We start from the raw sequence: 15,443 nt of genomic DNA on the forward strand, positions 1-15,443 counted from the left end.
AAAATATATCCATGAAAAAGGCCTCTATATTCATCGCAACTTTATTATACAGCTTATCATTCGCTCAGAAAAATCAGGATACTACTAAAGTACAAACAGTAAAAGCTGTAACTATTCAGGCAAAGAAAAAATTAATTGAAAGAAAAGCAGACCGTTTAGTCTTCAATGTTGAAGCATCGATGGCCTCACAAGGTATGGATGCCGTGGAGACTTTGGGCAATGTACCGATGATGAAGGTAGACGAAAATAAAGGTCTTATATCAATTGTTGGAAAAAGCAGTGTATCGGTCATGATCAATGGCCGTATGCTAAATCTTTCCGGGGACGCTTTAATGAGTTATTTAAAAACCATTCGTTCTGAAAACATACTTAAAGTAGAAGTGATTACAACTCCTCCGGCTAAATATGAAGCACAGGGAAACAGTGGGATAATCAATATTGTTCTGAAGAAGAATCCTAACATGGGTTTTAGTGGTAATGTAGGTTCAACATTTGTTCAGAGAACTTATTCTGGTGCATTAGGCAATGCTACACTCAATTACCAGACTTCAAAGTTTAGCATGAGCCTGAAAGGCAATTATACCAATACTGCAAAACGTACGGAAGAAAATTATGATATTATCGGCGCTACATCAAGTTACAGTCGCTCTGTACGTAAAGATATGTGGAAGGAATTTTCTCCAAGTCTTAACCTTTCCTATAAACTTAGTAAGAATTCAGAAATAGGGCTGAATTACCTTTATACCCGCCAGACACCAAATATGAATATTTTCAATAATACAGCTTATTTTAAAGGAGAACAACCAACAGAGACGCTAAGCACTCCAACAAAACATCGTGAAACAAACCGAATGCAGACCTTATCTGTTTACTACGATTTAAAATTAGATACATTAGGTAAAAAACTAAGTTTTACCGGAAATTATTACGAAAACAACTCTAATACAATTGTAGATTTCTCCACTTTCAAAGCTTCTGATCAGACAACCGAAAACGTACAGACCATTTCTAAATTAAAACCACAAGTCTTCTCTGGGCAAGCAGATTTAGAACTTCCTTTTTCTTTCGGAACCATAGAAACTGGAGTAAAATTCAATCAATTCAGGAATTTAGCCAATTTAAGCTATATTGATATTACCAATCATAATACTCCAGATGATAAATCTACGGCAAGCTTATTCGAGTATGATGAAAAGAATTATGCTGCCTATTTTAGTTTTGCTAAGAATTTCGGGAAAAATTGGGAAACAAAATTCGGCATCCGTTATGAAGATGCACACATAGATGGCTATGCTCCGGAAACTAATAAACGTACTAAATATGTATATGGACAATGGTTCCCATCAGCATATGTCGCTTATAAAGAAGGGAAAAATGCTTTTAGCCTTGCTTATTCCCGCAGAATTAACCGCCCTGATATGAGCAACCTGAATCCTTTCCGCTGGTACAGTAACATCAACTCTTATTCTTCCGGAAACCCATTATTGCAACCTGCGTACATCAACAATACAGAACTTGCATACACCTATAATAATAAATTATCTGTAAGCCTTTATTATTTAAGATTAACAAATGCTTTCGGACAAGTAGCTACCCTTGATGGTATTAAAGAAAGCAGCACATACCTAAATCATTACAACAATAATTTTTATGGTCTGAATGCCAGCTATACCGATAAGATTCTGCCTTGGTGGGAAACCAGTATCTCTGCAACGGCTACATTACAAAATTCTTCTGTATTCAATATACAAGCTGAAACCAAGAGTGGAACGTTCTTCAATTATTCTGCAAACAATACCTTCACCCTAAATACAAAGAAAACAATTGTATTCTTCCTAAACTACAATCAAACCCTTCCTTATAAAAATGTAAACTCATATTTCAAGAACTTTTCTGACCTGTCTTCCGGAATAAGAGTTTCCCTAATGGACAAGCAATTGCAGATCAATGCTAGTGTATCCAACATTTTTGCACAAAGATACCGTGCTGATAAATATTTCTCAGATAATAGGCAGTCTTTCAATAATTATTGGGATGGCAGAACACTACGCCTGAGTGTAAATTACACCTTCGGAAACTCAAAAGTAAAAGGAGCTCAGAAGGATATCAAATTCGAGGAAAAAAACAGAGCAAATTAACATTACCCTTCAAACAAGGAAATAGTTAATGTAACAAAAACAAATCTAGAATTGTCTTATATAAAGTTATAAACCGATACTCATGAAAAAGATACACATATTAGCCGCTACTTTAATCTCATATGCAGCATTTTCGCAAAATGTACAGGATACCACTAAAGTAAAAACAGTAGAAACAGTTGTTCTGGAAGGAAAGAAAAAACTGATTGAAAGAAAACCGGACCGCTTAATCTTTAATATCGGTAATTCTGTTGCCGCTGCCGGTGGGACTGCATTGGATGCCCTGAAAGCTACTCCGAATGTAAAAATAAATAACGATGCCATCTCTATCGTCGGAAAAAGTACAGTCCTTGTATTAATAGATGATAAAGAGGTCTATATGAGTGGTGAGCAGCTTAGTAGATATCTGGAAGGTATTAGTGCCGAAAATTTGTCTAAAATTGAAGTGATCACCACTCCACCGGCTAAATATAGTGCTGAAGGAAACAGCGGAATAATCAATATTGTTACAAAAAAAATGAAAGTTAACAGCTGGAATGCCAACGTTGGTTCTTCATATCAGAGATCGAGACGAAACACTTGGCGTTCCAATGCTGCCTTCAACCTTCAGAAGGATAAAATAACGCTACAATCATCCATAGATTTAGGCGACAGAAGATTTTTAAGAAACTGGAACAACGATCTTTATTATCCGGATGCTCATTGGGAAAATCGCGGAATTACAGATTTTAAAAACAATTATTATGCAGTAAAAGCAGCTCTGGATTATAAGGTAACAGAAAGGTTAACTCTGGGCACCAAATTCAATGCAAGCCTTTTCGATACTAAAAACAGCGGAACGCCAAGTTTTTCAAATATTTATGATTCAGCTGGGGCACTGCAAAAGTATATCTCTACGTCATCTTTCCAACGAGTCAAATCCCAGCAACAAATCTATAACCTGTATTCAGAATATAAACTAGATACTTTGGGAAAAAAAATTACGATGGATCTGGATTATGTAAATTATAATGGTCCGGGAAATCGACCATTTTCTTATGCCACATACAAACCAAATAACGAAATAGTACAGGGAAGCCAATTTATAGGGCTTAACAATACCGAAAGTCAGATTCAGAATTTCTCAGCAAAAATTGACACAGAACTTCCATTAAAATTTGTAAACCTGAGCTTTGGGGGCCGCTTTTCTACTGTGAAAACCACTAATGATATTGCTGCCTATAAAGAAGTAAACAACGAAATGGTACCAGACACCAATATTTCTAATTACTTCAGATACAGAGAAAATAACGAAGCTCTATATGTTTCCGGAAGCAAAAAAATTGGCAAGTGGGATTTACAGGCAGGATTACGAATGGAAGCAACCCAGACCACTGGATATTCCCGTGAATTGGATAATACTCATAAAAACAATTACATCAAGCTATTCCCTACGTTATATGCGATGTATTCTATTGCTGATAAAACAAGCATCAGTTTCAATTACTCCAGAAGGATTAACCGTCCTTCTTATGAAAGTCTGAATCCATTCAGAACCATTAACAACAGCAATAGTTATAATGAGGGTAACGCATTTTTACAACCGGCTTTCACAGACAATGTTGAACTTACTTTTACCTACAAAAATTTGGACAGCAGAGTTTATTTCTCAAGTCTGAAAAATGGAATCAGCCAGGCTTCTTTAATAGATCCTGCTACTATGAACAATAATTTTGTCTGGATGAATTATGTAGATGCTAATTCATTCGGTTTGGCAGAAACATTTACATGGAAGCCTGTGAAATGGTGGTCCAGTATGAACACCTTCAACCTTAGCCACAGCAATACTCAACTTAGCATTGGACCTGAACGTTATAAGGGCTGGACCGCAGATTTCTCTACAAGCAATGATTTTACATTAAACAAACTGAAAACTGCTTTCTTTAATCTTACTTATACTCAGGATTTTGGAGGTGTATATAATAATTTTACAAGCAAAGCATATTCAACTGTTGACATATCTTTTAAATATCTTGCCTTCGATAAAAAGCTAGTAATAAGCCTTGTTGGCAGCAATATATTTAACGGAATCGGTTATAGTTATCAGATGATGAATGGTGTAAAACAAAGTTTCAGAAACATCTGGGATAATCAAAGCTTCCGAGTTTCTCTGAATTATAAATTCGGTAATGATAAGATAAAAACCAGCAATCGCCAGTCCGGAAATACTGAAGAACTGAACAGAATGTAAAATAATCTATAAAACCAGTATTCCTAAAAATACCTTGAAGGCCATTTTATCCACCAAATCTTGAGTTTTAATAAACTTTAACAATTCCCAGCTGTAACAATACTGCAATTCTTAAGTCATATTGATAAAAAGTAAGATAACAGTATGAAAAACAAAATTATTATTTTAGGAATGCTCGCTCTAAGTATTTCTGCATTTGCCCAGGAAACTGGTTCAAAAGAGAAATCCAGAGAGAAGGAAATCCAGGGGGTGAGCATGACCAAAACCAAAAAAGCAGTAGAACAAAAAGCTGATAGAACAATTTTTGATTTCTCTGAACAACCCAGCCTAAATTCTGGTTCATCTTTGGATGGTATAAAAAAGCTTCCGGGTATGGTTGTTACCGATATTGCCGGTATGATGTATCAAGGAAAGCCTTTAGCTGTGTTTATGGATGGGCGCCCTCTTAATATCTCAAGTAATGATTTAACAGCTTTCTTGGAAGGAATGCCTGCTAATTCTATCGAAAGAATTGAAGTAGTTACCCAACCAGGTGCAGAATTTCCGGCAACTTCTGGTGGTGCTATTCTGAATATTATTACCAGTAAAAGTGCTAAAAGCTACCTTACAGCTACTTATTCCGGAGGTTATCGTTTTACCAATTATGACAAATTCAGAAGCCGATTCAATAATAGTATTTCCCTTAACTCCAGAAATAAAATATTTGGATGGCAGCTAAGTGCCGGACAAACCTACACCGAAGGTTTTAGCAGCAACAAAATGGATGATTTATCCAACAATTTCGTTGACAGATATGCCAGAGGATATTTTACAAAAGCTGCAATGACTTTTGATCTTGGTAAAGACAGATTACTACTAAACTACGACTTTTATCAAAATAACAACGATGGTCTTCTAAACGGAAGTGGGATCTCTCTTTATAAAAATGAAAATTTTGACCCTTCACTACCTGCTAGCGAAGCCAACCCTCAACTTGTTCCAAAATCTTATGCCAATACAGGGAAAAGCAAAAATAAAAGTTATAGAAATGAAGTTGCTGCTACATACCAGAAGCGTTTTAATGACAAAAACCAAAAACTGGATTTTAAACTGACTTACTCCAACTTCAGATCTAATTTCGATCAGTTTAATAACTTTACACAACCTTTTATTGCGTATCAGGAAGGCTATAATAGCTCTAAGCAAAACTTCTATAACTTCCGTGTTGATTATTCACAGCCAATTAAGCTATTGGAGGAAGGTAAAATTAGTTTTGGAGGTTTATATGAGAAAGTAGACTTTACTACCGATAATATGGGTATCAAAAATCTGGACTACCAAAGACAAACGGCATCCACCTATGCTGAGGTTAATGCAAAATTGAAGAAGTTTAGCTTTGTTGTAGGAGCTCGTGCTGAAGATTATGACATTTCAGGAGCCTCATTGAATTATAAGACTGCAAAGTGGGACAATTTAACACCTTTCAAAAAGTTTAAAATATTTCCTAATGCAAGTGTACAATATGATATTGCAAGATCTGTAAATTTTAACCTGAATTATAATAAAAAGATTTCTCTTCCAAGCACATCACAGCTAAATCCAAATAATAATACACTACAATCTCCGAATGTTGAGATTACAGGTAATCCAGATGTACAGCCTACAATATACGACAACTTCGAGGCAAAAATAAGTGCATTCGATTATGCTTTCGTCAGCTATAACGTAAGCCATGTAAAAGATCAGGTAATGATGTATGTAGAAAGAAAAGGTTATAATCTTTCTCAGACCAATGTAAACATCAGCAGTCTTACCCAGCATAGTTTTAATGTCGGAATGCCATTACCATTTATGATTTTCAGCAAGCCAATGAGCGAAATTATGAAATTTAATTTCAACCCGGATAAAATCAACTTCCTATATCTCTATGCTGGATATCAGTTCCAGGACATCAAGGATATTCAGGATAAAAAGGGGATGTGGTTCTTTAATGTTTCTGGTCAATTTATTCTTCCTAAGGGAATCAAATTTTCACCAACATTAATGTATTCTACGAAAGGGAATTATTATTTTTTCCAATCCACTACTCCTATTATGAATCGTCTTGATTTAACTTTAAGCAAAAAATTCAATCATGACAGACTGCAGGTAACATTATATGCTAATGACATTTTCAACAGCAGCAGAATGTATTTCAAAACTGTCAACAGCCCAAATCCAATTTATCTCTATAACAGAAATGACACTAGAAGTTTTGGAATTTCCGTTAATTATAAAATACCTACAAGAAACAAACTTGCAAAAGTGGATCAGAATATGTTGAATCAGGATGCTCCAAAAGAGGATAATGGGGGCATAATGAAACAATAATATTTTTTCTGATGGTAATTTGATTAATAAAAGATAAAATCACTATCTTTTCATTTTAATTCAAATACAAAATGAAATATAATCTCGACGATAAGAACCGACAAATTTTAGATATCCTTCAGCAGGATGCAAAGCTATCCGTCAAGGAAATAGCTTCCCGTATACAACTTTCGTTCACACCAACTTACGAAAGAATTAAAAACATGGAGGAAGCAGGAATCATTAGCAAATATGTTGCATTGGTAGACCGCCAGAGAGTAGGTTTAAAAGTTGCAGCATATTGCAATGTAACCCTGAAAGAGCAGTCTAAATTTGCTTTATTAAAATTTGAAGATGCTATTAAGGATATTCCCGAGATTATAGAAACGATCAGTGTTTCTGGAAATTATGATTATATGTTGAAGATTGTTTCAACAGATATTGAAAGTTATAACAAGTTCATTATCGATACCATTTCCAACTTACCAAACATAGGGCAATACCACAGTAGTATTGTAATGACAGAGGTGAAGAAGGAAACGGCATTCAAAATTCCGCATCCGGAAGAACTTTATTAATTAAGTTTATTGAAAACTTTATAAAAGTTTTCTCTGATTTCTTCAGTCGATAGATTACCTATACTGCCTTTGTGCGTATGATTTACAGATGTACTGGCCTGGAATTGATTATTTTCGATCTCCAGGCCAATTTTTTTATAGGCCTCGCGGAAAGGCAATCCATTCAATACTTCACGGTTTACAGCTTCTACACTGAATAGGTATTTATACTTTTCATCAGTTAGAATTCCGTCTTTTACTACAATATGCTGCAGCATAAAGTCTAAAATCTGGAGACAGTCTTTTAGAGTCTCTATTCCCGGAAAAATAATTTCTTTTGTAAGCTGCCAATCTCTGTGGTAACCAGATGGCAGATTATTTATCATTAAGGTTAATTCATTCGGTAAAGACTGAATTCTGTTGGATTTTGCTCTTACCAATTCAAATACATCAGGATTCTTTTTATGTGGCATAATAGAGCTTCCCGTTGTTAGAGAGTCTGGGAAACTAATGAATCCAAAGTTCTGGTTCATATACAAGCATGCATCATAAGAGAACTTACTAAGCGTACCTGCAAGGTTAGCCATTGCCATTGCCAGAATTTTCTCGGTTTTCCCACGTGTCATCTGAGCATAGACAACGTTGTAATTCAGAGTTTCGAAATCTAATTTCTCCGTTGTAAATTCGCGGTCAATTGGAAAAGAAGATCCATATCCTGCAGCCGATCCTAAAGGGTTCTTATTAGATACATTATAGGCTGCTACCAATAACTCCAGATCATCAGTCAAAGCTTCTGCATAAGCCCCAAACCAAAGCCCAAATGAAGAAGGCATTGCAATCTGTAAATGTGTATAACCCGGAATCAGTTTATCCTTATGAGCTTCGCTTAAAGACTGTAGTGTTACAAATAATTCTTCAGACAGCTTTGCAATCTCCTTAATCTCTTCTTTCAGATACAATTTAATATCAACAAGAACCTGATCGTTACGGGATCTTGCGCTATGAATCTTTTTGCCTGCATCTCCGATTTTCTGAGTAAGGTTAAACTCTACCTGAGAATGTACATCTTCTACTCCATCTTCAATTGTAAAATTACCTTTCTTTACTTCTTCCAGCATGATAAGAAGCTCTTTCTCTACCAGTTTCCATTCGGATTCTTCTAACAGACCAACACGGGATAACATCTCGGCATGAGCAAGATTTCCTTTTATATCATATTCTGCCAAAAGCAAATCGAAATCACGATCGTTTCCAACCGTAAATTTTTCAATGATCTTAGCGTGTTCAGCTTCTTTGCCATCAATATTTTTATCCCAAAGTTTCATAAAATGGATATTTTTAGGGCCTCGTCAGGGCTTGAAACCCTTACAAGACATTTTTAGTAAATAATTTTTTCTAGAATTTTAATATATAGTTCTATTCCTTCTTTTATTTCATGAAGGAATATATACTCGTCTGCACTATGGGATCTGGTAGACAATCCTGGTCCCAGTTTTAGCGATGCAAATGGTATTACAGCCTGATCTGATGATGTAGGCGAACCATAGCAGGTTCTTCCTAATTCTAATCCGGCCCTTACAATTGGATGCCCTTCAGATATCGACGATGAGTTTAGTCGAAGAGACCTTGGCTTAACTTCAGATTTCAGGTTAGCTTTAATCTTTTCATATACTTCCTGATTGGTATACTGATCTGTAACGCGTACATCTATCGTAAATCTGCATTCATCCGGAACCATGTTGTGTAGGGATCCCGCATTAATCACCGTAGTAGTCATCTTAACTTTTCCTAACCATGGTGATTCTTTCGGAAATTCATAGTTTTTTACCCACTCAATATCTTCAATTGCGTTATAAATGGCATTATCATTATTTGGGTGAGCAGCATGCGATGGAGTTCCTTTTGCTACACAATCCAAAACCAAAAGTCCTTTTTCAGCTACTGCCAATTGCATTTCTGTTGGCTCTCCAACAATTGCAAACTCCAGATTTCCTAAATGTTTCAGAATTGATTCTACACCATTCACACCTGAAATTTCCTCTTCTGCTGTTGCCGATAAAATAATATTATACTTTAAATCTGTCTTATCATAGAAATAAAGAAAAGTAGCAATAAGAGAGACTAATGGTCCACCAGCATCGTTGCTTCCTAATCCATAAAGCTTTCCGTCTTTTTCAATAGCCTTAAACGGATCATTCGTATAACTAAGATTAGGCTTTACCGTATCGTGATGGGAATTGAATAATATTGTTGGTTTGGCATCGTCAAAGTATAGATTCTTCGCCCAAATATTATTTTGCTCCCGATTATATGTTACTCCTTTAGCTTCAAGAAAATCTCCAATCACCTGCGCCGTCTGATCTTCTTCTTTGCTAAAAGATTGTGTTTCTATAAGTCTCTTCAGGAGTGCTAATACCTCCTGATATAAATTTTCCACTTCATTATGCAGTAATCCTTGTTCCATAAGCTTTTTTGGTTAAAATTAAAGAAGAAAGGTCTTCTGCCTGTAAGATATATACTGCTTTAACTCCTTTCTGTATTGCCGAAAATGCATTATCCAATTTCGGTATCATTCCCTGAAAAATCTTGCCTTCTTCTTTTAGTTTTTCATAATTAGAAGGGTTGATTTCGGGAACTACAGACTCTTCATTATCTACATCCTCCAGTACGCCTTTCTTTTCGAAGCAATAATACAAAAAGCTTTCGTAATTTCCGCTCATAGCCGTAGCAATTGCAGATGCCATGGTATCTGCATTGGTATTCAGCAACTGCCCGTTTCCATCATGTGTAATTGCACAGAAAACCGGTACAAATCCTGCCTGCAATATCTTATCAATATTTCCGAAATTAACCGTGTCCACGTCTCCTACAAAACCAAAATCTATAGAATTAACGGGTCTTTTATTAGCCAATACACTATTAGCGTCTGCTCCGGACAGCCCTATAGCTGTATCTCCGTTTGCAGATAAGGCTGCCACAATATTTTTGCTGATCAGCCCTCCATAAACCATTGTAATAAGCTTTAGCGTCTCCGCATCCGTAATTCTGCGCCCGTCTATCATCTGTTGCGGAATTTCCATTTTCACTGCCAACTCTGTTGCTATTTTCCCACCGCCATGTATCAGAATCTTGGGTTCTTTTATGCCCGAAAAGTTTCTCAAAAAAGCAGAAAGCTTTTCCGGATTATCAATGACGTTTCCCCCGATTTTAATAATATGCAGTGGCTGCTTCATACAATCTTGTTATGGTTTGTTATTTATAACCTCATAGATTTTGGAAACCTATGAGATTTCTTTATTATAAAATATTCTTCAGTACCCATTGTGCAGTAATCAAACGATTTCCTGCCTGCTGATATACTAATGCGTTTTCGCTGTCCAGTACCTCGTCACTAATCTCCACATTTCTTCTTACCGGAAGACAATGCATTACTTTAGCATTATTGGTTTGTTTCAGCTTTTCCAATGTTAGCAACCAGTCTCCTTTTACTTCCGGAGTAGCTCCATAATCACTGAATGAAGACCAATTTTTTACATAGATGAAATCCGCATCTTTTAATGCTTCATCCTGATCGTTCGTAATCGTTAATCCATCAGTATATTCTGTATCCAGATCATAACCTTCCGGGAAAGTAACCGTTACATCCGCATCTATTTCTTTTACCCACTCACAGAACGAGTTCGCTACTGAATGCGCAATAGATTTTACGTGAGGTGCCCAGGTTAGTACAACCTTAGGTTTTCTGTCCTCTTTCCAGTTCTCTTTTATAGTCAGCATATCCGTAAAACTCTGCAGCGGATGCCGGGTTGCCGATTCTAAAGAGATAATCGGAACTGTAGCGTGTTCAATAAACTGATTCAATACCTTATCCTGTGTATCTTCTTCTTTATCTTTGAAAGCGGGGAAACAACGAATAGCAATAACATCACAATATTCGCTTAACACTTTTGCAGCATCTTTAATATGCTCCACAGTAGTTCCGTCCATTACAGCGCCATCATGTAGTTCCCATGTCCATGCATCTTGTCCTGCATTAATAATAATGTAGTTTAAACCAAGATTCTGACATGCTTTCTGCATGCTAATCCGCGTACGAAGGCTTGGGTTAAGAAAAACCAGTCCTACAGTTTTGTTTTTTCCAAAATCCGGTGTTCCCAGCGGATTATTTTTAATATCTATACATTCCTGCAACGCCTGTTCCAGATTGGGGACATCGTCTACGCAAGTAAATTTCTGTAATTTAGCCATTGAGTTCCGTTTTTAAAGCATTAACAAATTGATCAATCTCCGTTTTGGAAACCGCTAATGACGGTAAAATTCTGAGTGTATTTTTGTTAGAAGCGTTTCCTGTAAGAATCTTATGTTTCCATAATAAGTTGTTACGCACCTCAGCACATGGCATTTCCAACTCTATTCCGGTCATCAGCCCAACACTACGAACCTCTTTTACTTTTGGCAAATCTTTTACCTGCTCAACAAGATAGTCACCCATTTCCTGAGCATTTTGAATAAGATTCTCTTTCTCCAGAATTTGTAATACAGCCAAAGAAGCAGCACACGCTAAATAGTTCCCTCCAAAAGTAGTCCCCAGCATTCCTTTTTTAGCCTCTATTTTTGGAGAAATAAGTACTCCCGCTACCGGAAAACCATTTCCCATTCCTTTTGCCGTTGTAATAATATCTGGCTTTACTCCGGAAAACTGGTGTGCAAAGAACTTACCTGTTCTTCCGTATCCTGATTGTATTTCATCCAGAATGAAAACAGCATTATGCTCCTTACACAATTTCTCTATTTTCTGAAGGAAAGAATCTGTTGGAATCTGAATTCCACCGACTCCCTGGATCCCTTCAATAATTACAGATGATATTTCATTTTCAGCAAAGGCTTTTTCCAATGCTTCTTCATTATTGAACTCTACAAACAATATGTTATCCGTTTCATTAACAGGTGCAACAATACTTGCATCATCTGTAGCAGCTACTGCAGCAGAGGTACGACCATGGAAAGCTTTGCTGAAAGCTATTACTTTCTTTTTGCCATTATGGAAAGAAGCCAGTTTCAATGCATTTTCATTGGCCTCAGCACCTGAATTACACAGAAATAACTGATAATCATCGTAACCACTTAATTTCCCTAATAATTCTGCTACCTGACCCTGAATCGGAATGTTTACTGAATTTGAGTAAAAGCCAATGTTCTGTAATTGTTCAGAAATTGTTTTTATGTAATGTGGATGTGAATGTCCCACTGAGATTACGGCATGTCCACCATATAAATCTAAATATTTTTCACCTTTATCGTCCCACAGATAAGAAGCTTCTGCTTTTACCGGCGTAAGATCGAAAAGGCTGTATACGTCAAATAAATTCATTTTTGTTGTTTTTATCAGAACATTATGTTCTTTAAGGTTAGTTTTCTTTAGGTCTCAACAAGCTCATCAGAAATTGAAATTCAACTCACAGAGCCTGCTGAAGTCCCTAATAAAAATCAATATGCTAAAGGTTTTAGTTTTAATCCTGCCTGCTCTTCAAAACCAAACATTAAGTTCATATTCTGAATTGCCTGTCCTGAAGCCCCTTTTAAAAGATTGTCAATTGCTGAATGTACGACAAGCATATTGTCTTGTTTTTCCAGCTGAATTGCACACTTATTGGTATTTACCACTTGCTTCATATTAATAGCTTCCCTGGAGACCCATACAAAAGGCTGGTCTTTATAGAACTCTTCATAAGCCTGATAAAGCTCTTCCAGAGAATGATCGCATTCTAATGTTGCACTTACAAAAATTCCTCTTGGCCAGTCTCCTCTCCATGGTACGAAATGTACACCAACTGTATTTTTATTTTCACTTTCCAGCGTCTGCTTTATTTCATCCAGATGCTGATGAGAAAGTGTTTTATATGCCGATATATTATTATTTCGCCATGAGAAATGTGTTGTATCCTGTAACTTTACACCAGCGCCTGTACTTCCGGTTACACCGGTTACAAAAATCTGGTTAAGTAATTTTTTTCCTGCCAGTGGCAATAATGCATACTGAATTGCAGAAGCAAAACATCCCGGATTAGCAACTTCATTAGCGCCTTTTATCTTTTCTTTTTGGAATTCCGGTAAACCATAAACAAAGTTTTTATCCTGAAACTCGCCTTCTAAACGAAAATCATTACCCAGATCAATAATCTTTGTTTCCGGAGAAACTTTATTCTTCTCCAACCAAGGCTGACTCTCTTTATGTGGCAGACACAGGAAAAGTATATCTGCAGGCTGCAATTCCGAAGAAAATTCCATTTCTGTTTCACCCAAAAGATCCTGATGAACACTGTAGATCTTTTTGCCAGCTGCATTTCTGCTCAAAGCAAAAGCCAACTCTGCATAGGGATGATTTAGTAACAAACGGATTAATTCTCCACCTGTATATCCTGTTCCGCCAACAATTCCGGCTTTAATTTTATTTTCCATATCCCGGATTTGTCTGGTGGTATATTGTTAATGAATTTGCCAGAATTTTGGAGAAGCCTTTTACATCATCACCTGTCCATGCATTATTCATCTCTCCATACTGGCCAAACTTTCCGGACATTAAATCAAATTGTGATTCAATTCCGTTCAAAACAAATCGGTAAGGCATAAAGGTTACAAACACTTTACCACTTACACTGGTCTGAGAGCTTTTGAAGAAAGCTTCAATATTACGCATCACAGGATCCAGGAACATTGCTTCATGCAGCCAGTTTCCATACATTACAGCTAATTGGTCTTTCACAACCAGCTGATTTTTAGAAAGCGTATGCTTTTCTAATAAATGGTGCGCCTTTAGCGCTATTAATGCTGAAGCAGCTTCAAAGCCTACCCGTCCTTTTATTCCGATAATTGTATCTCCTACGTGGATATCTCTTCCAATTCCGAAAGGAGCCGCTAGTTCTTCCAACTTTTTAATGGCTTTAGTAGGATGGTTATAAACTTCACCATCTATTCCTACTAATTCGCCATTATCAAAAAGTAAAGTATGTTGCTCCTGCTCAGTTTTTTTAACCTGAGAAGGAAATGCGTCTTCCGGTAAATATTCATGAGAGGTAAGGGTCTCTTTTCCTCCTACTGAAGTTCCCCACAATCCTTTATTAATTGAATATTTAGCTTTCTCAAAATTCATATCTACTCCGTATTCCTTCAGGAAGTTTATTTCCTCCTCACGGCTTAACTTAAGATCACGGATAGGTGTTATAATCTCCATCTGCGGTGCCAGAATATTGAAAACTACATCAAAACGAACCTGGTCATTACCAGCTCCCGTACTACCATGACAAATAGCCTCAGCACCAACTTCCAATGCGTATTCTGCGATTACTTTAGCCTGAATTGTCCTCTCTGCACTTACGGACAACGGATAAGTGTTATTTTTCAACACATTTCCGAATAACAGGTATTTAACACAAGACTCGTAGTATTCCACTACACTGTCTACGCATCTGTAAGAAGCAATTCCTAACGATAAAGCTTTTTGCTCGATCGTCTGAATTTCTTCAGCTGTAAATCCTCCTGTATTTACAGTTACAGCATGAACTTCGTATCCTAATGTTTTCGACAGATACAAAGCACAATAAGTCGTGTCCAGACCGCCACTATAGGCTAAGACTACTTTCTTCTTCATTGTTTTGAGATTTTTTAGGTTTATATAACATTGCCGTGCAGAGGCAATTTTTTCTTTCTTTACTCATCAGGATATCATAATTCACGCAGCTTTTACAACCACTCCAGAAATCTTCATCCTGAGTCAGTTCCGAATAAGTTACCGGCCAGTATCCTAGTTCGCTATTAATTTTCATTACAGCCAGCCCCGTAGTTAATCCAAATATTTTAGCTTCCGGATATTTTTTACGGGAAAGACCGAATATAGCGTGTTTAATATCCCGTGCCAGCCCAAACTTTCGGTATCTTGGATTAACAATTAATCCTGAGTTTGCAACAAACTCTCCTGTCCAGGTTTCTATATAACAGAACCCAGCCCATAAGCCATCGTCAGAAAAAGCAATTACAGCCTTCCCCTCCTGCATCTTTTTCTGAATGTATTCCGGTGTACGCTTAGCAATCCCCGTTCCGCGAAGTTTCGCGGAATTCTCCATTTCATCACAAATCATTTGCGCGTATTTGCCGTCTTCAGCAATAGCTTGTCTTACAACAAACGTCATTTTT

The 15,443-nt window shown here is 36.7% G+C and carries 12 protein-coding genes; 4 read left to right on the plus strand and 8 right to left on the minus strand.

Going from position 1 to position 15,443, the window contains the following annotated elements:
• Positions 1–11 precede the first annotated feature (11 nt).
• The 4 genes from C8J95_RS01150 (at position 12) to C8J95_RS01165 (ending at position 7,274) form a co-directional block, all read left to right on the plus strand.
• Positions 12–2,138 carry an outer membrane beta-barrel family protein gene (locus tag C8J95_RS01150; RefSeq protein WP_107807265.1) on the plus strand — a complete coding sequence of 709 codons (2,127 nt, stop codon included), beginning with the start codon at positions 12–14 and terminating at the stop codon, positions 2,136–2,138.
• An 82-nt stretch (positions 2,139–2,220) separates the two neighbouring features.
• The gene (locus tag C8J95_RS01155; protein ID WP_107807266.1) at positions 2,221–4,368 is read left to right on the plus strand and encodes an outer membrane beta-barrel family protein; all 2,148 of its coding nucleotides are present in this window, start codon (positions 2,221–2,223) and stop codon (positions 4,366–4,368) included.
• Between the two features lie 144 nt (positions 4,369–4,512).
• Complete coding sequence (locus C8J95_RS01160; RefSeq protein WP_107807267.1) at positions 4,513–6,717, plus strand: outer membrane beta-barrel protein; 2,205 nt, start codon at positions 4,513–4,515, stop codon at positions 6,715–6,717.
• A 71-nt stretch (positions 6,718–6,788) separates the two neighbouring features.
• Positions 6,789–7,274 (plus strand): Lrp/AsnC family transcriptional regulator, encoded by a 486-nt coding sequence (locus C8J95_RS01165; RefSeq protein ID WP_009086825.1) that lies wholly within the window; start codon positions 6,789–6,791, stop codon positions 7,272–7,274.
• On the opposite strand, the gene argH is transcribed toward C8J95_RS01165, so the two are convergent.
• The 8 genes from argH to C8J95_RS01205 all read right to left on the minus strand — a co-directional run bounded on the left by argH (position 7,271) and on the right by C8J95_RS01205 (position 15,439).
• On the minus strand, positions 7,271–8,578 hold the full coding sequence (gene argH, locus C8J95_RS01170; RefSeq protein ID WP_107807268.1) for an argininosuccinate lyase: 1,308 nt from the start codon (positions 8,576–8,578) through the stop codon (positions 7,271–7,273). The two genes, C8J95_RS01165 and argH, sit on opposite strands and share 4 nt — an antisense overlap.
• A 53-nt stretch (positions 8,579–8,631) precedes the next feature.
• Complete coding sequence (locus C8J95_RS01175; protein WP_107807269.1) at positions 8,632–9,717, minus strand: M20 family metallo-hydrolase; 1,086 nt, start codon at positions 9,715–9,717, stop codon at positions 8,632–8,634.
• Complete coding sequence (argB, locus tag C8J95_RS01180; protein ID WP_107807270.1) at positions 9,695–10,486, minus strand: acetylglutamate kinase; 792 nt, start codon at positions 10,484–10,486, stop codon at positions 9,695–9,697. The genes C8J95_RS01175 and argB overlap by 23 nt, the downstream gene beginning before the upstream one ends.
• A 64-nt stretch (positions 10,487–10,550) precedes the next feature.
• The gene (locus C8J95_RS01185; protein WP_059156009.1) at positions 10,551–11,501 is read right to left on the minus strand and encodes an N-acetylornithine carbamoyltransferase; all 951 of its coding nucleotides are present in this window, start codon (positions 11,499–11,501) and stop codon (positions 10,551–10,553) included.
• A complete protein-coding gene (locus C8J95_RS01190; RefSeq protein ID WP_107807271.1) occupies positions 11,494–12,624 on the minus strand; it encodes an aspartate aminotransferase family protein in 1,131 nt (376 codons plus the stop codon). Before C8J95_RS01190 ends, C8J95_RS01185 begins: the two co-directional genes overlap by 8 nt.
• A 116-nt stretch (positions 12,625–12,740) precedes the next feature.
• Complete coding sequence (gene argC / locus C8J95_RS01195) at positions 12,741–13,712, minus strand: N-acetyl-gamma-glutamyl-phosphate reductase (RefSeq protein WP_107807272.1); 972 nt, start codon at positions 13,710–13,712, stop codon at positions 12,741–12,743.
• Positions 13,702–14,901 (minus strand): argininosuccinate synthase, encoded by a 1,200-nt coding sequence (locus tag C8J95_RS01200; RefSeq protein WP_107807273.1) that lies wholly within the window; start codon positions 14,899–14,901, stop codon positions 13,702–13,704. The genes argC and C8J95_RS01200 overlap by 11 nt, the downstream gene beginning before the upstream one ends.
• Positions 14,873–15,439: an N-acetyltransferase gene (locus C8J95_RS01205; RefSeq protein WP_078722500.1), complete on the minus strand. Its 567-nt coding sequence runs from the start codon at positions 15,437–15,439 to the stop codon at positions 14,873–14,875. The genes C8J95_RS01200 and C8J95_RS01205 overlap by 29 nt, the downstream gene beginning before the upstream one ends.
• Positions 15,440–15,443: the final 4 nt, after the last annotated feature.

It is taken from the genome of Elizabethkingia sp. YR214, from assembly GCF_003058195.1.
Lineage (GTDB): Bacteria > Bacteroidota > Bacteroidia > Flavobacteriales > Weeksellaceae > Elizabethkingia.